Source organism: Pseudonocardia sp. ZF1, from assembly GCF_056835605.1.
The window spans coordinates 1,345,968-1,368,165 of sequence record NZ_JAJNBY010000001.1 but is presented as its reverse complement, the minus strand read 5'-3'; the positions used below and the strand labels follow the sequence as shown (position 1 = coordinate 1,368,165).

At 75.2% G+C, this 22,198-nt stretch carries 20 protein-coding genes and 1 pseudogene; 15 read left to right on the top strand and 6 right to left on the bottom strand.

Annotated features, from left to right (window positions below; genetic code table 11):
- Window positions 1-129 precede the first annotated feature (129 nt).
- From ZF1_RS06905 to ZF1_RS06885, 5 genes are read left to right on the top strand one after another with little or no spacing between them, the layout of a single operon-like run.
- Complete coding sequence (locus ZF1_RS06905) at window positions 130-1,128, top strand: ABC transporter substrate-binding protein (protein WP_482636786.1); 999 nt, start codon at window positions 130-132, stop codon at window positions 1,126-1,128.
- Window positions 1,125-1,427, top strand: a complete 303-nt coding sequence (locus ZF1_RS06900; RefSeq protein ID WP_482636785.1) for a hypothetical protein — start codon at window positions 1,125-1,127, stop codon at window positions 1,425-1,427. The genes ZF1_RS06905 and ZF1_RS06900 overlap by 4 nt, the downstream gene beginning before the upstream one ends.
- On the top strand, window positions 1,349-2,182 hold the full coding sequence (locus ZF1_RS06895; RefSeq protein ID WP_482636784.1) for a FecCD family ABC transporter permease: 834 nt from the start codon (window positions 1,349-1,351) through the stop codon (window positions 2,180-2,182). Before ZF1_RS06900 ends, ZF1_RS06895 begins: the two co-directional genes overlap by 79 nt.
- On the top strand, window positions 2,179-3,231 hold the full coding sequence (locus tag ZF1_RS06890; protein ID WP_482636783.1) for a FecCD family ABC transporter permease: 1,053 nt from the start codon (window positions 2,179-2,181) through the stop codon (window positions 3,229-3,231). Before ZF1_RS06895 ends, ZF1_RS06890 begins: the two co-directional genes overlap by 4 nt.
- Window positions 3,228-4,670, top strand: a complete 1,443-nt coding sequence (locus ZF1_RS06885) for an ATP-binding cassette domain-containing protein (protein WP_482636782.1) — start codon at window positions 3,228-3,230, stop codon at window positions 4,668-4,670. Before ZF1_RS06890 ends, ZF1_RS06885 begins: the two co-directional genes overlap by 4 nt.
- A 19-nt stretch (window positions 4,671-4,689) precedes the next feature.
- Here the strand turns inward: ZF1_RS06885 and asnB are convergent, their stop codons facing one another.
- Complete coding sequence (gene asnB, locus ZF1_RS06880; RefSeq protein WP_482636781.1) at window positions 4,690-6,312, bottom strand: asparagine synthase (glutamine-hydrolyzing); 1,623 nt, start codon at window positions 6,310-6,312, stop codon at window positions 4,690-4,692.
- Window positions 6,313-6,565: 253 nt separating this feature from the next.
- On the opposite strand from asnB, the gene ZF1_RS06875 reads away from it, so the two are divergent.
- The 4 genes from ZF1_RS06875 to ZF1_RS06860 all read left to right on the top strand — a co-directional run bounded on the left by ZF1_RS06875 (window position 6,566) and on the right by ZF1_RS06860 (window position 10,236).
- Window positions 6,566-7,996: an NAD(P)/FAD-dependent oxidoreductase gene (locus ZF1_RS06875; RefSeq protein WP_482636780.1), complete on the top strand. Its 1,431-nt coding sequence runs from the start codon at window positions 6,566-6,568 to the stop codon at window positions 7,994-7,996.
- Between the two features lie 92 nt (window positions 7,997-8,088).
- Window positions 8,089-8,532, top strand: coding sequence for a nuclear transport factor 2 family protein (locus ZF1_RS06870; protein ID WP_251785388.1), 444 nt, complete (start codon window positions 8,089-8,091; stop codon window positions 8,530-8,532).
- Window positions 8,533-8,779: 247 nt separating this feature from the next.
- Window positions 8,780-9,091, top strand: a complete 312-nt coding sequence (gene mihF, locus ZF1_RS06865; RefSeq protein WP_020621796.1) for an integration host factor, actinobacterial type — start codon at window positions 8,780-8,782, stop codon at window positions 9,089-9,091.
- Window positions 9,092-9,210: 119 nt separating this feature from the next.
- Complete coding sequence (locus ZF1_RS06860) at window positions 9,211-10,236, top strand: alpha/beta fold hydrolase (RefSeq protein ID WP_482636779.1); 1,026 nt, start codon at window positions 9,211-9,213, stop codon at window positions 10,234-10,236.
- Here the strand turns inward: ZF1_RS06860 and ZF1_RS06855 are convergent.
- Window positions 10,218-10,916: a response regulator gene (locus tag ZF1_RS06855; protein WP_073575477.1), complete on the bottom strand. Its 699-nt coding sequence runs from the start codon at window positions 10,914-10,916 to the stop codon at window positions 10,218-10,220. The two genes, ZF1_RS06860 and ZF1_RS06855, sit on opposite strands and share 19 nt — an antisense overlap.
- A complete protein-coding gene (locus ZF1_RS06850) occupies window positions 10,913-12,541 on the bottom strand; it encodes a sensor histidine kinase (RefSeq protein ID WP_482636778.1) in 1,629 nt (542 codons plus the stop codon). Before ZF1_RS06850 ends, ZF1_RS06855 begins: the two co-directional genes overlap by 4 nt.
- A 144-nt stretch (window positions 12,542-12,685) precedes the next feature.
- Here ZF1_RS06850 and ZF1_RS06845 point away from each other — a divergent pair, with 144 nt between their 5' ends.
- The 6 genes from ZF1_RS06845 (at window position 12,686) to ZF1_RS06820 (ending at window position 19,455) form a co-directional block, all read left to right on the top strand.
- Window positions 12,686-13,720 (top strand): Bug family tripartite tricarboxylate transporter substrate binding protein, encoded by a 1,035-nt coding sequence (locus tag ZF1_RS06845; protein ID WP_482636777.1) that lies wholly within the window; start codon window positions 12,686-12,688, stop codon window positions 13,718-13,720.
- A 224-nt stretch (window positions 13,721-13,944) separates the two neighbouring features.
- A complete protein-coding gene (locus ZF1_RS06840; RefSeq protein WP_482636776.1) occupies window positions 13,945-14,907 on the top strand; it encodes a Bug family tripartite tricarboxylate transporter substrate binding protein in 963 nt (320 codons plus the stop codon).
- Window positions 14,904-15,428: a tripartite tricarboxylate transporter TctB family protein gene (locus ZF1_RS06835; RefSeq protein WP_482636775.1), complete on the top strand. Its 525-nt coding sequence runs from the start codon at window positions 14,904-14,906 to the stop codon at window positions 15,426-15,428. The genes ZF1_RS06840 and ZF1_RS06835 overlap by 4 nt, the downstream gene beginning before the upstream one ends.
- Entirely contained in the window at window positions 15,428-16,936 is a 1,509-nt protein-coding gene (locus ZF1_RS06830; protein ID WP_482636774.1) for a tripartite tricarboxylate transporter permease, read from the top strand. The genes ZF1_RS06835 and ZF1_RS06830 overlap by 1 nt, the downstream gene beginning before the upstream one ends.
- A gap of 158 nt (window positions 16,937-17,094) precedes the next feature.
- Window positions 17,095-17,469 carry a hypothetical protein gene (locus tag ZF1_RS06825; protein ID WP_482636773.1) on the top strand — a complete coding sequence of 125 codons (375 nt, stop codon included), beginning with the start codon at window positions 17,095-17,097 and terminating at the stop codon, window positions 17,467-17,469.
- Between the two features lie 15 nt (window positions 17,470-17,484).
- On the top strand, window positions 17,485-19,455 hold the full coding sequence (locus ZF1_RS06820) for an APC family permease (RefSeq protein ID WP_482636772.1): 1,971 nt from the start codon (window positions 17,485-17,487) through the stop codon (window positions 19,453-19,455).
- Here the strand turns inward: ZF1_RS06820 and ZF1_RS06815 are convergent.
- The 3 genes and pseudogenes from ZF1_RS06815 to ZF1_RS06805 form a co-directional block, all read right to left on the bottom strand.
- Window positions 19,452-19,898 carry an AMP-binding enzyme gene (locus ZF1_RS06815; protein ID WP_482638681.1) on the bottom strand — a complete coding sequence of 149 codons (447 nt, stop codon included), beginning with the start codon at window positions 19,896-19,898 and terminating at the stop codon, window positions 19,452-19,454. The two genes, ZF1_RS06820 and ZF1_RS06815, sit on opposite strands and share 4 nt — an antisense overlap.
- Window positions 19,899-19,943: 45 nt before the next feature.
- A pseudogene (locus ZF1_RS06810) lies at window positions 19,944-21,039 on the bottom strand (AMP-binding protein); the annotation flags it as partial.
- Window positions 21,039-22,190: an acyl-CoA dehydrogenase family protein gene (locus ZF1_RS06805; RefSeq protein WP_482636771.1), complete on the bottom strand. Its 1,152-nt coding sequence runs from the start codon at window positions 22,188-22,190 to the stop codon at window positions 21,039-21,041. The gene ZF1_RS06805 and the pseudogene ZF1_RS06810, both read right to left, overlap by 1 nt.
- Window positions 22,191-22,198: the final 8 nt, after the last annotated feature.

The following is a 22,198-nucleotide window of genomic DNA, read 5'->3' as shown; positions in this document are numbered from 1 at the left end:
CCGGGCCCGCCGTACCGGGGGCCGTGCGGCGCCAGTTGTGGCGCAGACGGCTGCGGTCCGCTCTTCCGTTCGCCGCACCCGGGATGGTGAAGTAAGGGTCACCTGTTCAGTGGAAAGGCGGCCCTTACCGTGCGTCGAACGCTCCCCCTGTTCGCCGGTCTGCTCACCGTGATGATGGTGCTGGCCGGATGCGGCTCACCGGCGCCCGCGCCCGCGCCGGGGACGGCTCCGTCCGGGGACGGCGCGTTCCCGGTGACGATCCCGACCGCGTTCGGCGACGTCACCGTCCCCGAGCAGCCCCGCCGGGTCGTCGCCCTCGGGTGGAGCGACGCCGAGACCGCACTGGCCCTGGGCGTCGAGCCGGTCGGGGCCGCGGACTGGCTGGCCGTCGGCGGCGACGGCCTCGGACCGTGGGTGCAGGCCCGCTACACCACCCCGCCGCAGATCCTCGGCACGCTCGAGGTCGACCTGGAGGCCGTCGCCGCGCTGGACCCGGACCTCGTCCTGGACACCCGGGCATCCGGCGCACGCGACCGCCACGACCGGCTGACCCAGCTCGGCGTCCCGGTGGTCGGCATCCCCGCCGGCGCGGAGAACTACAAGACGACCTGGCGCGACCAGCTCCGCACGGTCGGCGCCGCCCTGGGGAAGCCGCAGGAGGCGGCGCGCGCGCAGGCCGACCTGGAGCAGCGCTTCGCCGACGCCCGGGCACAGCACCCGCAGCTGCAGGGCGCCACCGTCGTGTCCGGGGCCCGCAACACCCTCGGCGAGTACGCCGCCTACACCGGTGACTCCGGGCGCCTGGCGTTCCTCCAGGAGCTGGGCATGGTCAACGCCCCGCAGATCGCGTCGCAGCGCACCGACGGCTTCTCCGTCCCGATCTCGCGGGAGCGGATGAATCTCCTCGACGCCGACGTCACCGTCATGCAGGCGATCTCGAAGGACACCTCGGCCATCGCGGGCGACCCGCTGTGGAAGGCCGTGCCGTCGGTCGCCGCCGGTCGCGGTGTGCTGCTGTCGGACCGCGACGTCTCCCAGGCGTTCTCCAGCGCCTCGGTCGACGGCTGGCGCTACGCCCTCGACCGCACCGTGGCCCCGCTCGCGGACGCGGCGGCGAAGGCGCGGTGACCGCCCCGGCGACCACCGCCCCCGTCCCGCCCCCGCCGGGCGCACCGGCGACGGTGCGGCGCCGGCGGTGGCCCGCCGCGGCCGGGCTGGCCGCCGCGCTGCTGGCCGTGGCCGCGCTCGGCCTGCTGGTCGGCGCCCGGCCGCTCGCGCCGGGGTTCGTGCTGGACGTGCTCACCGGCGCCGTCGACCGGTCCTCGCCGACGCGCTCGTCGTCACCGAGGTGCGGCTGCCGCGCACGGTGCTGGCGGTCCTCGCCGGGGCCGCGCTCGGCGTGGCCGGGGTGCTCGCGCAGGGCATGACGCGCAACCCGATCGCCGAGCCCGGCATCCTCGGGCTCAACACCGGCGCCGCGCTCGCCGTCGTGCTCGGGATCGCGCTGCTCGGCGTCGACACCCTCACCGGCTACGTCTGGTTCGGCTTCGCCGGGGCGGCGGTGGCGGCCGTCGTCGTCGCGGGGGTGGCCGGGATCGGCCGGCGCGGCAGCGTCTCCCCCGCCACGCTGGCCCTGGCGGGCGCCGCGCTCGCCGCAGGCCTGCAGTCGATCACCACCCTGTTCCTGCTCACCGACCCCCAGGCCTTCGACGACTACCGGTTCTGGCAGGTCGGCTCGGTCGCCGGACGGGACCTGGGGATCGCAGCGCAGGCCGCGCCGTTCGTCGTCGCGGGGCTCGCGCTGGCCCTGACCTGCGGTCCGCGGCTCAACGCGCTGGCGCTGGGCGACGACGTCGCCCGGTCGTTCGGCCGCGCGGTCGGGACCGACCGCGCCGTGTGCGGGGTGGCCCTGGTCGTGCTGGCCGGGGCGGCGACCGCCGCCGCGGGACCGATCGCCTTCCTCGGGCTGGCCGTGCCGCACCTGGTGCGACGCCTCGCCGGGACCGACCACCGGGTGGTGCTGCCGCTGGCGGCGCTCGCCGGGCCCGTCCTGCTGCTGGCCGCGGACGTCCTCGGGCGGGTCGTCACCCCGCCCGGCGAGGTCCAGGCCGGGGTGGTGACGGCCGTGGTCGGCGCCCCGCTGTTCGTCGCGCTGGTCCGGCGGCGGAGATTCCTGCGATGAGCACCGGGACCGTCCCCGTCGGGGATCCCACCGCGGTGCTGCGCCGGATCCGGGCCCGATCCCGGCGCCGTCGTACGACGGCCGGGCTCGCCGTCACCGTCGCCGCGCTCGCCGCGTTCGTCGCCTCCCTCTCGGTGGGTGCGCAGGGCCTCGGTCCCGGCGACGTGCTGGCCGCGCTGACCGGGCTCGGCACGCCGCGCACCGAGCTGGTGGTGCTGCGGCTGCGGATGCCGCGGGCGCTGACCGCGTTGCTGGTCGGCGCGGCGCTCGGCCTGGCCGGGGCGCTGTTCCAGCGGGTGCTGCGCAACACCCTGGCCAGCCCGGACGTGATCGGTGTGGGTGCCGGTGCGGCCGTCGGTGCGGTCACCGCCTCGGTCGTGCTCGGCCTGTCCGCCACCGGGACCTCGGCCGGCGCGGTCCTAGGCGCCGTCGCGGCGGCGCTGCTCATCACCGTCCTGGCCCGCCGCGACGGCCTCGGCGGCACCCGCTTCGTGCTGGTCGGGGTCGGGATCGGGTCGGCGGCCATGGCCGTCGTGTCCTACCTGATGATCACCGCGTCGCTGACCACGGCACAGCAGACGCTGGTCTGGCTGACCGGCAGCGTCACCGAGACCGGCTGGTCCACCGCGGTCTCGCTGGCGCTCGCCTGCGCCGTGCTCGTCCCGGCCGGGCTGCTGCTGGCCCGCGCGTTGCCCCGCCTGGAGCTCGGCGACGACACCGCGACCGCGCTCGGGCTGCCCGTCGGCCGGGCCCGGGCCGCGCTGCTGGCGGTGGCCGTCCTGCTGGTCGCCGCCGCGGTCGCCGCGGCCGGGCCGGTCTCGTTCGTCGCGCTCGTCAGCGGGCCGCTCGCCGCGCGGCTCGCCGGCCCCGGGCGGGCGTCGCTGCCGCACGCCGCCGGGGTCGGGGCCGCACTGGTACTGCTCGCCGACGTCGTCGCCCGCACCCTGATCGCCGAGGTCGCGCTGCCCGCGGGCGTCGTCACCGGCGCGATCGGCGCCCCCTACCTGCTGTGGCTGCTCGCCCGCTCCCGGACCGGAGGAACCCCGTGACCACGCCCGCCACCGCCCCCGCCGGGCCCGCGTTGGACGCCGAGGACCTGGTCCTGCGCTACGACGAGCGCGTCGTCGTCGACGGCCTGACCGTGCACGCCCCGCCCGGCCGGATCACCGTGATCGTCGGTCCGAACGCCTGCGGCAAGTCCACACTGCTGCGTGGGCTGGGCCGGATCGTCGCCCCGGCCGCCGGGACCGTGCGTCTCGACGGCACCGACGTCCGGACGCTGCCCGGCCGCGAGCTGGCCCGGCGGCTCGGGCTGCTCCCCCAGTCCCCGACCGCCCCGGACGGCATCACCGTCGCCGACCTGGTGGAACGCGGCCGGTCGCCGCACCAGGGCTGGTTCGGCGGCCGCGGCGACGCCGACGACGCCGCCGTCGCCGACGCGATGCGCGCGACCGGGGTGCTGGAGCTGGCCGACCGGCCGGTCGACGAGCTGTCCGGCGGTCAGCGCCAGCGCGTGTGGATCGCGATGGTGCTGGCCCAGGACACCGGGGCGCTGCTGCTCGACGAGCCGACCACGTTCCTGGACCTGCCGCACGCGGTCGAGGTGCTGGACCTGCTCGTCGACCGGAACCGGGTGCGGGGCAGCACGGTCGTCGTCGTCCTGCACGACCTGAACCTGGCCTGCCGCTACGCCGACCACCTGATCGCGATGGCCGACGGCGCGATCGTCGCGCAGGGCCCGCCCGCGACGACGATGACCGCCGACCTGGTGCGCCGGGTGTTCGGGATGGAGTCGCGGGTGGTGCCCGACCCGGTCGCGGGCACCCCGATGGTCGTCCCGGCCGGCCGGCACCACCCGCTCGCCGCACCGGACACCGGCGCGGCCGACGGTTCCGGGATCCGGACCGAGGAGGAGCTGCGCGCCGTCGTCGCGGAGCCGCACCCGCTGGTCGCGCACAAGTCCACCGACCGGGTCGACGAGGTCGCCGCCCGGTTCGTCGCCGCGTCGCCGCTGGTCTTCCTGGGCACCACCGCCGCCGACGGCACCGTGACGGTGACCCCGCGCGGCGACGCGCCCGGCTCCGTGCGGGTCCTCGACGGCGGTCGCCGCCTGGCCGTCCCGGAACGACCGGGCAACCGCCGCGTCGACAGCATGCGCAACCTGCTCGCACGCGACGGCGTCGGCCTGACCTTCTGCGTGCCGCGCTCAGCCCACGTGCTGCGCGTGCACGGCCGGGCCCGGGTCACACGGGACCCCGGGGTGCTGGCGCTGTGGGGGCCGTCCGACGCCGCCGCCCAGGGCCGGGCGGCCCACAGGCCACCGCCGCTGGCGCTGCTGGTCGACGTGCACGACGCCTACGTGCACTGCGGCCGTGCGCTGGCCGCGGCCGGGCTGTGGGACCCGGACAGCTGGGGCGACGGCGACGACACCCCCGGCCTGAAGGAGCTCGCCGACGCGTCCCGCGCCGACCGGGCGGCCCGGGGCTGACCCGGGGCCGACCTGCGGCTCAGGCCGTCGCGAACGCCCCGAGCACGTGGTCCGGCCGGATCCCGTCGAAGTGGGAGCGCCAGATCCCGTGGTAGAGGATCTCCTCCTCGCTGCGCAGCGGCCAGGAGTCGGACGGATGCTCGGGCACCCCGTCGGTCTCCCCGGCGTCGGCTGCGGCGGCGGCCTTGCGGGCGGCCAGCTCGGCGAGCACGGTGCCGGCGCCGGAGCCGTCGCCGAACTGCTCCTTGCCGCGCCACAGCAGGTCCTCGGGCAGCCAGCCCTCGAACGCCTCGCGCAGGACCGCCTTCTCGGGGCGGCCGTCCGGGCACTGCTTCCACTCCGGCGGCAGCGCCAGCGCGGCCCGGACCAGGCCGGAGTCCAGGAACGGCTCGCGGGCCTCCAGGCCGAAGTACATGGTGGTGCGGTCGCAGCGCTGCAGGTTGAGGTGGTGCAGCTGCTCCAGCGAGCGGACCAGCTCGGCCTGCAGGGTGTCCGGGTCGGCGTACTCGGGACCGTGGACGTAGGAGTAACCGGCGAACAGCTCGTCGGCGCCCTCCCCGGTGAGCACGACCTTGACCTTCTTCGCCGCCTCGCGGGCGAGGATCAGGTTGGGCACCGCGCTGCGGACCAGGGCCGGGTCGTAGTGCTCGATGACCTCGACGGCGTGGTCGAGGGCCTCGGCGATGTCCTCGGGGGTCACCAGGATCTCGTGGTGGTCCGACCCGATGTGCGCGGCGACCTTGCGGGCCGCGATCAGGTCACCGGACTCGGCGGTCCCGACGGCGAAGGTGGGCAGCTGCTCGCCGCGGGCCCGGGCCTCCTGCGCGGCGATGGCCGCGACCAGCGCCGAGTCCAGGCCACCGGACAGGAAGACGCCGACACCGACGTCGGACATCATCCGGCGACGGACCGCGGACACCACGGCCTCGCGCACCCGGGACAGGTCCGCGTCGTCCCAGCCGGGGCGGATCGCGCGGCGTGCCGGGCGGACCTCGACCGGCACGGCGTCGGCGAACCGCACCAGCCCCGACGACGGGCTCCACAGGCAGCCGGGCGGGAACGAGCGCACGTACGGGCGGTCCTCGGGGTCGAACGCGCGGAGCTCGCTGGCGAACAGCACCGTCTCCGAGGGGTCCGGCGCGGTGTAGGGGACGTCATCGCCACCGGTCTCGGTCGGCGGCACCCAGTACAGCGGCTTCACGCCGAACGGGTCCCTGGCGACGAGCCCGGCGCCGTCGGTACGCCCCATGGCGACGGCGAACATGCCGTTCAGGGAGGCGACCGCGGCCTGGCCGTCCCACATCACCGCGTGCAGCGCGGCCTCGGTGTCGGACTTGGTGCGCACCGTGCCGTCCGGGAACGCCTTGGCGATGCGCTCGTGGTTGTAGATCTCGCCGTTGCCGACGATCCACGCGGTGCGGGCGACGTCGGACATCGGCTGGTGCCCGCCGCTGACGTCCATGATCGACAGGCGCTGATGCCCGAGCCAGGTGTTCCCCACGACCTGCACGCCGGTGTCGTCGGGGCCGCGGTGCGCCACCCGGGCGAGCATCCGCTCGTACTTCCCGGGGTCGGCGGGCTCACCGCCCGGCCACGCCGTGGGTCCACCGAACGCAGCCACGATCCCGCACATGGGCTCCATCGTCGCACGGTCGTGTGCACCCGCATCCCGGCTTCCGCTCCCCCACCGTGTGAGTTCGGACTCTGAAAGGCGTTTCCGGGGCGATCCGAATTGCCCCGGCGGCCGTGGGTTCGTACGGTCGGAGACCGGCCAGGACGGCCGCCGTCCACCGCCGACACCAGGACTCAGGGTCCGGAGGCGGGGACCGACACCGGCCATCGAGCAGGTGCGCGGTGACGCCGCGCCAGGACCGACCGACAAGGGGCGGACTCAGGTGAGCACGGCAGAGCACGACGAGCGGCAGGGCCGGCACAAGGTCGTGATCGTCGGCGGAGGGTTCGGCGGTGTGCAGGCCGCCAAGGCGCTCAAGGGCGCCGATGTCGACGTGACGATCGTCGACCGTACGAACCACCACCTCTTCCAGCCGCTGCTCTACCAGGTGGCGACGGGCATCCTGTCCCCCGGCCTGATCGCCCCGGCCCTGCGCCGGGTGCTGAAGAAGCAGAGCAACGTGCGCACCCTGCTCGCCGAGGTCGGCGACATCGACCTCGAGGCCAAGGTCGTCCACGCGGCCGCGCCGGACGGGCAGCGGATCGTGTTGCCCTACGACACCCTCGTCGTCGCCGCGGGCGCCACGCACGCCTACTTCGGGCACCCGGAGTGGGCCGAGCACGCGCCCGGCATGAAGTCGATCGAGGACGCCCGGCTGCTGCGCTCGCGCATCCTGGGTGCCTACGAGCTCGCCGAGGTCGCGACGACCGAGGAGGAGAAGCAGGCGTGGATGACCTTCGTGGTCGTCGGCGCCGGCCCCACCGGCGTCGAGCTCGCCGGTCAGCTCGCCGAGCTGGCGCAGTACGTGCTGCCGCGTGAGTACCGGTCGATCGACACCCGCTCCGCGCGGATCATCCTGCTCGACGCGGCGCCGGCGGTGCTCCCGCCGTTCGCGAAGAAGCTGCAGAACTACACCCGCAAGACCCTGGAGAAGAAGGGCATCGAGGTCCGCCTGAACACCATGGCGACCGGGATGGACGCCGACTCCATCACGGTGAAGGGCCCGAACGGCGAGGAGCGCATCACCGCCCGTACCAAGGTGTGGGCCGCGGGCGTCCAGGCGTCGCCGCTGGGCGAGCTGCTGGCGAAGGCCTCCGGCGGCGAGGTGGACCGCGCGGGCCGTCTCACCGTGGACCCGGACTGCAGCCTGCCGGACCGCCGCGACGTGTTCGCGATCGGCGACATGGTCTCCACCATCGACCGGCTGCCCGGCGTCGCGCAGGTCGCGATGCAGCAGGGCACCTACGTCGGCAAGCTGATCAAGGCACGGGCGAAGGGCGACGACACCACCCCGGCCCCGTTCAAGTACTTCGACAAGGGCTCGATGGCCACCATCGGCGCCCGCGAGGCCGTCGCCGACGTCCGCGGCATCAAGCTCACCGGCTGGCTCGGGTACTTCATCTGGTGCTACGTGCACGTGATGTTCCTGATCGGCTGGGGCAACCGCTTCGGCACGCTCTACAACTGGCTGCGGTCGCTGCGCTACGCCCGCTTCCGCGGGCACCGGCTGATCAGCGTCACCGCCTCCTACGACAAGGCGGTCGACCCGGAGAAGCCGCTGGGTGAGAAGACCGACGAGCGCGCCGAGCTGGACCCGCGGGTGTCGCCCGGCACGCCGCCCGCGCCCGAGGGGAGCCCGGCCGCCACGGCCTGAGCCGGCCCACGCACCACGACCGACGCCCGGGGGCACGTGCCCCCGGGCGTCGTCGCGTGCGGGGGTGGGCCGGGGCGTGGCACCGTGATCCGGTGACCCCGGCGATGCAGGTCCTGATGCGCGACATCGCACGGCTCTGGGACACCGCGGCCGACGCGCTCTACGCCGCGGGCGACCCCGGCCCGGCGACGGCCGCGCTGGCCACCGACGTGAGCTGGACCGAGCTGCCGACCGGCGCCGGGGGCCACGGCCGGGACGCGGTCGCCGCGCACCTGGCCGCCCTCGCCGCGGCCCGGCCGTCCGGGCTGACCCGGACCCGGGTGTCGCGCACCGTCGACGTCCGCCGGGTGGTCGACGAGGTCCGCGTCGGCTTCACCCACGACCGGGAGCTGCCGTGGCTGGTGCCCGGGCTCGCCCCCACCGGACGCGCGGCGGAGGTGCTGGCGGTGCAGCTGGTGCGGGTGCGGCAGGGCCGGATCGACGAGGTCCGGACCCTCTGGGACGTCACGGGACTGCGCTCCGTGCTCGAACGGTGAGCCCATCGTCACCGCTTCCGCGGTTTCATGCCGCTGACCTGCGGCAACAGTCCCGACCCCGCGCCGTGCGACGGGCGGTCGCCCGGGTGCGGTGAGCAGCGCCACGGACGGCCCCGAACAGGGCCGACACGCCCTGAGGAGGGGGTTCCCGCAGGTCGTGGCGATGTCTCTGCCAGTCTGTACCGCGATCGGAGATGGCAGTCCACCCCGGTGAGCGGGGTGCGTGAACCGAGAGGAGTTGTCAGCGATGGCTCTGCCCACCCTGACCCCGGAGCAGCGCGCCGAGGCGCTCAAGAAGGCGGCTGCGGCCCGTACCGCCCGCAAGGAGCTCCGCGACAAGATCGCCAGCGGCGAGGAGACCATCCCCGCGGTGCTGGGTCGCGCGAAGACCGACCAGATCGTCGGGAAGACCAAGGTCGCGGACCTGCTCAAGAGCGTCCCGGGCTGGGGCCCGGCGAAGGTCTCCAAGGTGATGGAGGAGGCCGGCATCGACGTGTCGCGCCGTGCCGCCGGCCTCGGCGACCGTCAGCGCGCCGCGCTGATCGAGAAGGTCGGCTGACCTTCCCCCAGCTCCTCGCGACGGCCCGGTACGCACACTGTGCGGACCGGGCCGTCGCGCGTTCCGGGCAGGGCCCGGTCGGCGGAGGCGGGTCGTCACCGGTCTGGCAGCCTGCGCATGTGGAGATCGCCGGCACCGTACGCGAGGTCGAGACCGAGCCGGGCGTGACCCTCTGGGTGCAGGACCTGCCCGCACACCGGCCGACGCCGGCGGCGCCGGTGCTGCTGGTGAACGGGGCGGGCTCGGCCGGGTACGGCTGGCCGGACGCGTTGGTCGAGGTGCTGCGGGAGCGGCACCGGGTGGTCCGCTACGACCATCGCGACACCGGCCGCTCGACCCACGCGTTCGAGGATCGGCCCTACGCCGTCGCCGACCTGGCGACCGACGCACTCGCGGTGCTCGACGGCTGCGGGATCGACCGGGCGCACCTGGTCGGGATGTCGATGGGCGGGACGCTGGTCCAGCTGCTCGCGCTCGACGCGCCGCACCGCATGGTCAGCGCGACGCTGCTGTGCACCGCGGCGCTCGACACCGGCGACGCCGACCTGCCCGGCCCGACCCGGGACGTGCAGCGGATGTGGCAGGAGCTGGGCGATCCGCGTGACGAGGCCGGGGAGCTGGCCTGGCGGGTCGAGTACTGGCGACGCGTCTCCGGCGGGGTGCTGCCGTTCGACACCGCGGAGTTCACCGCGCGGGAGCGGCGGATCATGGACCACACCGGGCGGGTCGAGCCGTGCACCGCGCACGCCCAGGCCGATCCCGACGGGCTGGACCGCGGCGCCGAGCTGGGCTCGGTCACGGTGCCGACGCTCGTCGTCGAGGCGCCGGAGGACCCGGTGCACCCGCCGCCGCACGCCGACCACCTGGCGGCGCGGATCGGGGCGGCCGCGCAACTCGTCACGGTGGACGGGATGGGGCACGCCCTGCCGGACCTGCTGTGCGAGCCGATCGCGGCGGTCCTGCTGGAGCACGCCGCCGAGGCCGAGGAGGCCGAGGCCGAGGCCGACCCAGTGGCACCGCAGGCGGAGGCCGACCCAGTGGCACCGCAGGCGGGGGCCGAGCCGGCGGCACCGCAGGCGGAGGCCGAACCGGCGGCACCGTACGCGGAGCCGCTGCGGGGGGCCGGTCAGCCGACCCAGCGGTAGCGGCGTTCCGGGCGGCCGGTGCCGCCGTAGCGCAGCCGTACGGTGACCTGCCCGGTCGACACGAAGTGCTCCAGGTAGCGGCGCGCGCTGACCCGGGACAGCCGGGTGGCCTCGGCGCACTCGGTCGCCGACAGGTCCGCCTCCGCGTCGGTACCCGAGTGCGCGCGCAGGGTGCCCGCGACGAGCTCCGCGGTCGGGGTGGTCAGCCCCTTCGGCATCCGTTCCGGGCCGCCGGGGGTGCGGGCCGGGGCGGCACCGGTGCCGCCGAAGAGCCGGTCGATGTCGGACTGGTCGCGGACCCGGTCCAGGTCGCGCCGGATCCGCGTCGCGCGGTGCACCTGGGCGGCGAGCGCGGCGGAGTCGAACGGCTTGACGAGGTAGTGCAGCGCGCCGCCGTGCAGGGCGGCGGCGACCGTGTCGGAGTCGTCGGCGGCGGTCACGACCAGCACGAACGGGTCGTCGGCGGCCCCGGTGCGCAGCCGCGTCAGCACCTCGAGGCCGGACATGTCGGGGAGGTAGACGTCGAGCAGCACCAGCTCCGGGCGGAGCCGGGCGGCGGCGTCGAGGGCGTCGGCGCCGTTGTGCGCGACGCCGACCACGGTGCAGCCCTCGATCCGCTCCACGTAGCCGGAGTGGACCTTCGCGACCATGAAGTCGTCGTCGACGACCAGGACCCTCACACCCGCACCCCCGTCGGCGCCACCGGCAGCACCGCCTCGAACACCGCACCGGCCCGGCCCGCCGGCGCCGGCCGCACCGCGATGGTGCCACCCCGGCGCAGACACGCCTGCCGGGCCAGGGCCAGGCCTAGCCCGCGGCCGCCGATCTCGGCGGCCTTGGTCGAGTAGCCGGCCCGGAACACCTCCTCGGCCAGCTCGGAGGCGATCCCGGGGCCGGAGTCGCGGACCTCGACCCAGACCTCGTCGCCGTCGGTGTCGCCGCCGCCGGCGAGCCCGATCTCGATCCGGCGCGGGCCGTCCCGCCCGGCGGTCGCGTCGATCGCGTTGTCGATCAGGTTGCCGAGCACGGTCACGAGGTCGGCGGACAGGTCCGGGTCGTGGTCGGGGTCGGTCGGGTCGAGCCGGGACTCCGGGTCCAGGGCCAGCTCGACGCCGCGCTCGGCGGCCTGGCTGTTCTTCGCGACGAGCAGCGCGGCCGTCGCCGGGTCGCCGACGCTGGCGGTGACCTCGCGGCGCCACCCCTCCGAGGCGGCGACGATCCCGGCGACGAACCGGCGCACCTCGTCGTGCTCGCCGAGCTCGGTGAGCCCGGCGATGGTGTGCAGCCGGTTGGAGAACTCGTGGGCCTGGGCGCGCAGGGTGTCGGTGACGGTGTGCGAGGCGTCGAGCCGGTGCTGCAGGGTGGTGAGCTCGGTGCGGTCCCGCAGGGTCACCACGGCGCCCACGTCGCGGCCGTCGACGCGGACCGGGCGGCGGTTGAGCACCAGGGCCCGGGTGTCGCGCAGCACGAGCTGGTCCTCGCCGTCGGCGGCACCGGTGAGGACCTCGCGGAGCCGGTCGTCGAGGCCGAGGTCGGCGACGGCGTCGCCCTCGCGGGCGCCGGGCAGCTCCAGCAGCTCGCGGGCGACCGGGTTGAGCAGGGTGATCCGGTCGGCGGTGTCCAGCCCGACCACGCCCTCCTTGATGCCGAGCAGCATCGCCTCGCGGCGCTGCACCAGCTCGACGATCTCGTCGGGCTCCAGGCCGAGGGTCTGGCGGCGGACCCGCCGGGCGAGCAGCAGCGACCCGAGGACGCCGACGCCCAGGGCCAGCCCCAGCAGCGCGCCGGTCTCCGCGCGGGCCCCGGAGAGGGACTCCCACAGCGACGGGGCGCGGATCCCGGCCGACACCAGTCCGGCGACGGCGCCGCGGTCGTCGATCACCGGCACCTGGGCGACGACGGTGCGCCCGTCGGGGTTGCCGACCCAGGCCCGGCCCTGCGGCGCGGTGCTGGCACCGGGGTCGAACCGCTGCCGGACCCGGGACGGGTCCGGTGAGGTGCGCACGACCAGACCGGCGTCGACGATCTCGATCTCGTCGGCCCCGGACAGGTTCTCCGCGCTGCGGGCGAACGACGGAAGCAGGTCGTAGCGGCGGGTCTGCAACGCCTCGCGCACGGTCGGTACGGACGCGACGTCCTCGGCGACCGACAGCATCCGGCGTCCCTGGGTCTCGCGGAACGACTCCGAGGACTGCACGGCGGCCAGCGCCGCGACCGCGCCGAGCAGCACGACCACGACCACCAGCTGCCAGACGAGGAACTGGCGGGCCAGCGGTCCACCCGTCCCCCCGGCGCGCCGTCGCATGCGCCCAGCGTAGGACGTGCGGCGACGGCGGCGGCCACGCGAGGCGGTGGGACCACGACGCGTCGCGCGGCTCACCCTCGGTGGACCGGCCCGGCCGCGGACGCGCAGACTCACCTGCGGCGGCACGGCGACGGGCGGGTGGGCATGGCGGGGACGGTGACGCGGCCCGGCGGGGCACCGATCCCCCGCCGCGCCCGCCGGGGTCCGGTCGTCTCGCTGATCGTGGTGCTCGTGCTGGCCCTCGCCGCGGTCGTCGTCCCGATCGTGCTGACCGACGGGCCGCGGCCGCTGTCCGACCTGCGCATCCTGGTCCCCAACCCACCCGGCGGCGGCTACGACGTCACCGCCCGCAGCGCGGCCAAGGTGCTGTCCGACACCGGGATCGCCGGCCCGGTCGAGGTGTTCAACCTGTCCGGTGCCGGCGGGATCGCCGGGCTCGGCCGGGTCGAGGGCGAGGCGGGCAACGGCAGGCTCCTGATGAGCATGGGGCTCGGGATCGTCGGGGCGACCGCGTCCCGCGACACCCCGCTCTCGCTCACCGGCACCACGCCGATCGCGCGGCTGGTCGAGGAGTCGGAGATCGTCGTCGTGCCCGCGGACTCGCCCTACCGCGACGTCCGCGCGCTGCTCGACGCCTGGCGCGCCGCCCCCGGCGGGATCACCGTCGGCGGCGGCTCGAGCGTCGGTGGGCCGGACCACCTCGCCACGATGCTGCTCGCCGAGGGCACCGGCATCGCGCCCGCCCGGGTCCGCTACGTGTCCTACGAGGGCGGGGGGCCGTTGCTCGCGGCGGTGCTGCGCGGCGAGGTGGCCTTCGCGGTGTCCGGGGTGGGCGAGTTCGCCGACCAGATCGGGTCCGGTGACCTGCGGGTGCTCGCGGTGACCGCGGGCGAGCGGGTACCCGGCCTCGACGTGCCGACGCTGCGCGAGTCGGGGGTGGACGTGGAGTTCAGCAACTGGCGCGGGCTGGTCGCGCCGCCCGGGCTGGCCGACGCCGACCGCGCCGCGCTGGCCGACGCCGTCTCCGCGATGCGCGACACCCCCGAGTGGCGGCAGGTACTGGCCGCGAACGGGTGGCGCGACGCCTGGCTCCCGGGCCCGGACTTCGCCCGGTTCACCGCCGCCGAGAACGAGCGGGTGGAGCACGTCCTGGGCGAGCTGGGGCTGCGGTCACGCTGACCCGCGGACCCGGGCCGCGGTGACCGCAACGACCACAACGACCGTTGTGGCCGTTACGGAGACATCGGAGGGGTGACTCCGCACACTGCAACGCGTTCGCTTCGCAACGGTGAGATCGGACGCAGATGCCTCAGACGGCTCCTCCACGAACGCAGGACCGGCCCCCGCCGGACGACCCCACGTCGCCCGTGCCGCGGCCCCGGGTCGGACCTCTCCTCGGCACGGTGGTGGCCGTGCTGGCCGCCCTGCTCCTCGTCCCGCCGGCGGTGGGCGCGATCGGGGGCGGCGGCGACGGCACCCAGCTCCGCGGGCTGCGGATGCTGGTCCCGAACGCCCCCGGCGGCGGCTACGACGTCACCGCCCGCAGCGCGGCCAAGGCCATGGAGGACGCCGGGCTGACCGGGTCGGTCGAGGTCTTCAACCTGCCCGGTGCGGGCGGCACGGTCGGGCTCGGCCGGACCGTCAACGAGGCCGGCGACGACCGGCTCGTGATGAGCATGGGCCTGGGCGTGGTCGGGAGCGTGTACTCCAACGACTCGCCGGCCACGCTCGAGCAGACCACACCGATCGCGCGGCTCACCGAGGAGACCGAGATCGTCGTCGTCCCCGGTGACTCGCCCTACCGGAACGTGGGCGACCTGCTGGCCGCCTGGCGGGCGGCCCCCGGGAAGACCCCGGTCGGCGGCGGCTCCTCCCCCGGCGGCCCGGACCACCTGGCCCCGATGCTGATGGCCGAGGGCGCCGGCGTGGACCCGCGCGCGGTCAACTACGTCTCCTACGACGGCGGCGGCGAGCTGCTCGCCGCGGTCCTCGGCGGCAAGGTCGCGTTCGGGGTGTCCGGGCTCGGCGAGTTCGCCGACCAGATCGCCTCGGGCGACCTGCGGGTGCTCGCGGTGACCGCGGGCGAGCGGATCCCCGGCCTCGACGCGCCGACGCTGCGTGAGTCCGGCATCGACGTCGAGTTCACCAACTGGCGCGGTGTCGTCGCGCCGCCGGGGCTGGCCCCCGAGGGCGTCGCCGAGCTGGAGCGTGCCTACGCCGAGCTGCACACGACGCCGGAGTGGCGCGAGGTGCTGGCACGCAACGGCTGGCAGGACGCGTACCTGCCGGGGCCGGAGTTCGGCCGGTTCCTGGCCGACGAGGACGCCCGCGTCGAGCGGGTACTGACCGGGCTGGGGCTGACGTGACGACCATCGGGGACACCGGGACCGCTCGCTCCTGGTGGAAGGAGCACTCGGAGCTGGGTGTGTCGGTGCTGCTGGCCCTCACCGGCCTGCTGGTGCTCGGTGACACCCTCGCCGAGGGCGGCGGCGGCAGCGCGTCCGACCCGCTCGGACCGCGCACCGTCGCGTTCGTGCTCGGCGCGGCGCTGCTGGTGCTCGCGGCGCTGCTGACCGTCGACGTCCTGCGCGGCGGCCGCGGCGAGGCCGAGGGCGGCGAGGACGTCGACCTCGACACCGCCATGGACCTGCGCACGGTCGGGATGCTGGCCGGGGTGATCGCCGCGACGGCGGCGCTCATCCCGCTCGCCGGCTGGCCGATCGCCGGGACCGTCCTGTTCGCCGGCGCCACCTACGCGCTCGGCTCGCGCGCGGTGCTCCGCGACCTCGGCATCGCCGCCGCGGTCTCGCTGCTGACCTGGGTGCTGTTCGACGCCGTGCTCGGCGTCGACCTCCCGGGCGGCCCGCTGATGGGGGTGTTCGGCTGATGAGCACGTTCGACCTGCTCATGAACGGGTTCGCGCACGCGCTGACCCCGCAGAACCTGCTGTTCGCCGCGTTCGGGGTGCTGCTCGGCACCGCGATCGGCGTGCTGCCGGGCATCGGCCCGGCGATGGCGGTGGCACTGCTGCTGCCGGTGACCTACGCGTTCGACCCGACCGGTGCGTTCATCATGTTCGCCGGCATCTACTTCGGGGCGATGTTCGGCGGGTCGACGACGTCGATCCTGCTGAACACCCCCGGCGAGTCCGCCTCGGTGATGGCGGCCATCGAGGGCAACCCGATGGCGAAGTCCGGGCGCGGCGCCCAGGCGCTCGCCACCGCCGCGATCGGGCACTTCATCGGCGGCATCGTCGGCGTGACCGGGCTGGTCCTGGTCGCCCCGCTGATCGCCTCGGTGGCCGTCGACATCGGCGCCCCGGACTACTTCGCGATCATGGTCCTGGCCTTCGTCGCCGTCAGCGGCGTGCTGGGCGCCTCGCGGGTCCGCGGGTTCGCCGCGCTCGCCCTGGGCCTCACGATCGGCCTGGTCGGGCTCGACCCGATCTCCGGGCAGCCGCGGCTCACCTTCGGGGTGCCGCAGCTGGCCGACGGCATCGACGTCATCATCGTCGCGGTCGGGCTGTTCGCGATCGGCGAGGCGCTGTGGGTGGCCGCCCACCTGCGACGACGCACGCAGGAGGTCATCCCGGTCGGCCGTCCGTGGCTGGGCCGCGAGGACCTGCGGCGGACCTGGAAGCCGTGGCTGCGCGGCCCGTTCATCGGCTTCGGCTTCGGTTCGATCCCGGCCGGCGGCGCCGAGATGTCGACCTTCATGGCGTACGTGACCGAGCGGAAGCTCTCGAAGCACCCGGAGCAGTTCGGGAAGGGCGCCATCGAGGGCGTCGCCGGGCCGGAGTCCGCGGCCAGCGCGTCGTCGGCGGGGACGCTGGCGACGATGCTGACCCTCGGCCTGCCGACGACGGCGATCGCCGCCGTCATGCTCGCCGCGTTCCAGCAGTTCGGCATCCAGCCCGGCCCGCTGCTGTTCCAGAAGGAGCCGGACCTGGTCTGGACGCTCATCGCGAGCCTGTTCATCGGCCTGGTCATGCTGCTGGTGCTGAACCTTCCGCTGGCCCCGGCCTGGGCGACGCTGCTCCGGATCCCGCGGCCGTACCTCTACGCGGGCATCCTGTTCTTCGCCTGCGTCGGCGCCTACGCGGTGTCCGGCCAGCCGGTCGACCTGCTGGTGCTGCTCGCGATCGGCGGCATCGGGTTCCTGATGCGCCGGTTCGGGCTGCCGGTGCTGCCGGCGATCATCGGTGTCATCCTCGGCCCGGACGCGGAGCTGCAGCTGCGCCGCGCCCTGCAGATCGCCGACGGCGACGTCACCACGCTGGTCTCCACCCCGCTCGCGATCGTCGTGTACTCGCTGATCGCGATCCTGCTGGTCGCCCCGGTCGTGCTCCGCGCGGTCCGCGCCCAGCGGGGTGACCGGGAGTCCGAGACGGTCTGACCCGGCCGGTGCCCCGACACGCCCCGCGGCCGCACCGGCCGCGGGGCGTCGTCGTCCGCGCGGTGATCCGCGCGCCGCGCGCGTCCGGACGCACGCGCGGCACGGATCACCGCGCGCGCAGCGGATCACCTCACGGCGGGGTGGGGCAGGATCGGGTCATGGGGTTCGACGCCGCCCGCGCGCTCGCCGAGACGCTGCTGGCCCACCAACGCCCGGAGCTGTGGGAGCGCGCGCAGCGGGCGGCGATCGCGGCCCGCGCCGCCGCCGAGGACGGCGGGCACGACCGGGACCTGCTGATGACGGCCGCGGTGCTGCACCCCATCGGGCACTCGCCGGTCGCCCGCCGGACCGGGGACCCGCAGCGCGACGCCGCCCGGTTCCTCGAGGTCCGCGGCTACGACGCGCGGGTCGTCGAGCTCGTCGCCGGGCACGGCCCGCTCGCCGGCGCGCTGCTCGCCTGCACCGACGCGGCCACCGTCACCCCACCGGATCCGGACGATCCGCCCGCAGGAGCGGCGCCGACGGTGTCGTAGCGCAATCCTGGGCCGGTGGCGATCACCGAGGCCCCGCGGCGGGTCCGCAACCGGGTGGGCTCCTGGCTCCTGCAGGACGCGCACCGCCCCGACCGGCAGGGCCCGCACGCCCGGCCCGAACCGGAGCACCCGCGCCACGCCTGGTGGAAGGTCATGTGCCTGACCGGCGTCGACTACTTCTCGACGCTGGGCTACCAGCCGGGGATCGCGGCGCTGGCCGCCGGCGTGCTCTCCCCCGTCGCCACCCTCGTCCTGGTGGCGGTGACGCTGCTGGGTGCGCTGCCGGTCTACCGCCGCGTCGCCCGGGAGAGCCCGCACGGGGAGGGCTCCATCGCGATGCTGGAACGGCTGCTGCCCGGGTGGCGCGGGAAGGTGTTCGTCCTGGTCCTGCTCGGGTTCGCGGCCACCGACTTCCTCATCACGATGACGCTGTCCGCGGCCGACGCGACCGCGCACCTGGTGCAGAACCCGCTGGCCCCCGCGGCCCTGCAGGGCCAGAACGTGCCGATCACGCTGCTGCTGCTCGCGCTGCTCGGCGGGGTGTTCCTCGCCGGGTTCTCCGAGGCCATCCGGATCGCGGTCGCGCTGGTCGCGGTCTACCTGGTGCTCAACGCCGTCGTCGTGGTGGACGGGCTGGTCCGGATCGTCGCGGCGCCGCACGTCGTCGCGGACTGGTCGGCGCTGCTCGTGTCCCGCTACCCGGACCCGCTGCTCATGGTGGGGGTCGCGCTGATCGTGTTCCCCAAGCTGGCGCTGGGCCTGTCCGGGTTCGAGACCGGGGTGTCGGTGATGCCGCTGGTGCGCGGCCGCGACGGTGACACCGAGGACCGCCCGGAGGGCCGGATCGCGGGCACCCGGCGGCTGCTCACCGTCGCCGCGCTGGTCATGAGCACCTTCCTGGTGACCTCCAGCGTCGTGACCGTGCTGCTGATCCCCGAGCCGGAGTTCGCCCCCGGCGGGCAGGCGAACGGGCGGGCGCTGGCGTTCCTGGCCCACCGCGACCTGGGGAACGTCGTCGGCACCGTCTACGACCTGTCCACGATCGCGATCCTGTGGTTCGCCGGGGCCTCGGCGATGGCGGGCCTGCTCAACCTGGTGCCGCGGTTCCTCCCCCGCTACGGGATGGCGCCGTCCTGGGCGCGGGCGGCACGGCCGCTCGTCCTGGTCGTGATGGTCGTCGCGTTCGCCGTCACGTGGCTGTTCGACGCCGACGTCGACGCCCAGGGCGGGGCCTACGCCACCGGCGTGCTGGTGCTGATGACCTCCGCGGCGGTCGCCGTCGCGCTGTCGGTGCGGCGCACCGGGAGCCGCCCGGTCGTCGTCGCGTTCGCGCTGATCGCGCTCGTGTTCGCCTACACGACGGTGGCGAACGTCGTCGAGCGGCCGGAGGGTGTGAAGATCGCCGCCTGCTTCATCGCCGGGATCCTGGTGGTGTCGCTGCTGTCGCGCACCCTGCGCGCGTTCGAGCTGCGCATCACCGACGTCACCCTCGACGACACCGCCCGCGGGTTCCTCGACGAGTGCTCCGGCTCCGGCAGGCCGCTGCGCCTGGTCGCGCACGAGCCCCGCCCCGGCGAACGGGACAGCGTCGCCCGCGACGAGGAGTACCGGGAGAAGCTGGCCGAGGAGACCGAGGACCACCACATCCCCGACCCCGGCCGCGTGGTGCTGGTCGAGGTCACCGTCACCGACCCGTCGGAGTTCGAGTCGGGCATCGCCGTGCGCGGGGAGCGTCGCGGCCCGTACCGGGTGCTGACGACGTCGGCGCCGTCGGTCCCGAACGCGATCGCCGCGCTGTTGCTGCACCTGCGCGACGTCGGCGACCGCGCCCCGCACATCTACTTCGACTGGACCGAGGGCAACCCGGTGCGCCACTTCGGCCGGTACCTGTTCACCGGCGTCGGCGAGGTGGCCCCGATCACCCGGGAGATCCTGCGGGAGGCCGAGCCCGACGTGGCCCGGCGCCCCGTGGTGCACGTCGGCTAGGGCGGCCCGTAGTGGCCGGCGTGGGTCTCGCGGACGACGTTCTTGCGGATCTTCCCGGTCGAGGTGCGCGGCAGCTCGTCGGCGACGATCACCGCCTTCGGGACCTTGTAGGGGTCGAGGTGCCCGCGCAGCGCGACCAGCAGCGCCTCCGGGTCGACCGTCGCGCCGGGCCGGGGCACGACCACCGCGGTGATCGCCTCGCTCCACCGCTGGTGCGGCAGCCCGACCACGACCGCCTCCGCGACGTCCGGTGCGGCCGCGTAGACGGCCCGCTCGACCTCCAGCGAGGCCACGTTCTCGCCGCCCGTCTTGATCACGTCCTTGACCCGGTCGGCGAACCACAGCACGCCGTCCTCGCCGAGCCGGCCGACGTCGCCGGAGTGGAACCAGCCGTGCCGGAACGCCTCGGCGGTCGCGGCGTCGTCGTCGAGGTAGCCGTTCATGGTGGACGGGCCGCGGTAGACGATCTCGCCCTCCTCCCCCGGGCCGAGCAGGGTCCCGCCGGAGTCCATGACCGCGACCCGGACCCCGGTGATCGGGGTGCCGACCGCACCGATGTGGGTCAGCTGGTGCTCGGGACGGAACAGGGTGGTGCACGGGCTCATCTCGGTCTGCCCGAACAGCAGCGCGAAGTCGCAGCCGAAGCCGTCCAGGCAGGCCCGGATCAGCGGCTCGGGCATCGGCGCCATCGCGTACACCGCGCGCCGCAGCGACGACAGGTCCCGCCCGGCGAACGACGGGTGCTCCAGTGCCGCCCGGTACATCATCGGCAGTCCGAACACCTGGGTGATCCGCTCGCGCTCGACGGTGTCGAGGAACGCGGCGGGCTCGAACCCCCGGGGAGAGGTGGATCGTCGCCCCGACCAGCACCGCCGGGGTGCAGAACGCGTTGAGCTGCGCGGTGTGGAACATCGGCATCATCGCCAGGAAGCTGTCCGCCGCCGACCAGCCCGAGTCCAGCGCCGCGGAGAACGACTCCAGGGTGACCGCCAGGTGCGAGGTGACGACGCCCTTGGGGAACGACGTCGTCCCCGAGGTGTACAGGTAGGACAGCGGGTCCCGGTCCTCGACCAGTACCTCGACCGGCCCGGCGCCGTCCCCTTCCCCGGTCTCGACGTCGGCCAGCGGGACCCCGGTGCCGGCCGGCCCGCCGGTGCCGGGCGCGACGAACACCTCGGTCACCGCGGGCACCTGCTCCCAGGCCGGAGCGAGCGCCGCGACCAGCTGCGCCTCGACGACGATCCCGCGGGCCCGGGAGTGGCCCAGGACGTAGGCGACCTCGTCCGGACGCCAGCCCAGGTTCACCGGCACGCAGACCAGGCCGAGGCGGGCGCAGGCGTAGTAGACGGCGAGGAACTCGGCGCTGTTGCCCGAGGCCAGCGCGAGCGCGTCGCCCCGGGCCCAGCCGCGCGCGGCGAGCCCGCGGGCCAGCCGGTCCACCCAGGCGTCCAGCTCGGCGTAGGTCCAGGACCGCTCCCCGTCGACGACGGCGGTCCGCCCCGGCCGGGCGGCGGCGCTGCGGCCGAGTGCGTCGGCGACGTTGACCCGCCCGATCAGGTTCCGGTCGAGCTCGCCGGCACCCATCAGTACGACCTCGGCAGTCCGAGCCCGTGCTGGGCGACGTGGTTGAGGATCATCTCGCGGTTCACCGGCGCGACCTGCATGAGCCGGGCCATCCCCCAGTACGGGATCAGCCCGTACTCGCCGGCCAGACCGTTGCCGCCGTGGGTCTGCATGGCCGCCTCGACGGCGTGCGTCGCCGCCTCGGCCGCCGCGTACTTGGCCATGTTGGACTCCTCGCCCGCGGGCATCCCGCGGTCGTGCAGCCACGCGGCCTTGCGGGTCATCAACGCCGCGAGCTCGGTGTCGATCCGGGCCCGCGCCAGCGGGTGCGAGACGCCCTGGTGGGCGCCGATCGGGGTGTCCCAGACCTGCCGGGTGCGGGCGTAGTCGGCCGCCTTGGCCAGCGCGAACCGGGCGATGCCGACGCCGAGCGCGGCGCCGGTGATCCGCTCGGGGTTGAGGCCGCGGAAGACCTGGCGGAACCCGTCGCCCGCGGCGCCGACCAGGTTGCCCGCCGGGACGCGGACGTCGTCGAAGTGCAGGACGTGCTGCTTGTCCGGGGCGATGAGGTCCACCGGCAGCGGGGTGCGGGTCAGCCCCGGCGAGTCGACCGGCACGACGAACAGGCTCAGGCGCGCCTTCCCGTCCGGCGCCCTCCCGGTCCGCGCGACGACCAGCACGGCCTCGGCGTCGTCGGTGCCGGAGATGTAGTGCTTGGTGCCGTTCAGCACCCAGTCGTCGCCGTCGCGGTCGGCGCGGGTCGCCATCCGGTGGGTATTGGACCCCGCCTCCGGCTCGGTGATCGCGAAGACGACCTTGGTCGAGCCGTCGGCGAGCCCGGGCAGCCAGCGACGGCGCAGCTCCTCGGAGCCGAACTCCCCGATCACCTCGGCCGAGATCGCGGCGGACACCAGCACCAGCAGCAGCGGGGCGCCCTGCGCCGCGGCCTCCTCGCAGACGATGGAGAGCTCCACGAGCCCGCCGCCACCGCCCCCGTGCTCCTCAGCGACGTTGACGCCCAGGAACCCGGCCTGCCCCATCGCCTTCCACAGCTCGTGGGTGTGCCTGCCCTCCCGGGCGCACCGCAGGTAGTACTCGCTGCCGAAGGAGGCCGCGATGGCGGCGACGGCCGCCCGCAGATCGCGTTCCTCGTCGGTCTCGGTGAAGTCCACGCCGACTC

Bases quoted from the DNA above. Each gene is read 5' to 3' on its own strand.
- ZF1_RS06890 (WP_482636783.1), top strand. From the start codon at position 2,179: ATGAGCACCGGGACCGTCCCCGTCGGGGATCCCACCGCGGTGCTGCGC.
- asnB (WP_482636781.1), bottom strand. From the start codon at position 6,312: ATGGAGCCCATGTGCGGGATCGTGGCTGCGTTCGGTGGACCCACGGCG.
- mihF (WP_020621796.1), top strand. From the start codon at position 8,780: ATGGCTCTGCCCACCCTGACCCCGGAGCAGCGCGCCGAGGCGCTCAAG.
- ZF1_RS06850 (WP_482636778.1), bottom strand. From the start codon at position 12,541: ATGCGACGGCGCGCCGGGGGGACGGGTGGACCGCTGGCCCGCCAGTTC.
- ZF1_RS06845 (WP_482636777.1), top strand. From the start codon at position 12,686: ATGGCGGGGACGGTGACGCGGCCCGGCGGGGCACCGATCCCCCGCCGC.
- ZF1_RS06830 (WP_482636774.1), top strand. From the start codon at position 15,428: ATGAGCACGTTCGACCTGCTCATGAACGGGTTCGCGCACGCGCTGACC.
- ZF1_RS06825 (WP_482636773.1), top strand. From the start codon at position 17,095: ATGGGGTTCGACGCCGCCCGCGCGCTCGCCGAGACGCTGCTGGCCCAC.
- ZF1_RS06815 (WP_482638681.1), bottom strand. From the start codon at position 19,898: ATGAACGGCTACCTCGACGACGACGCCGCGACCGCCGAGGCGTTCCGG.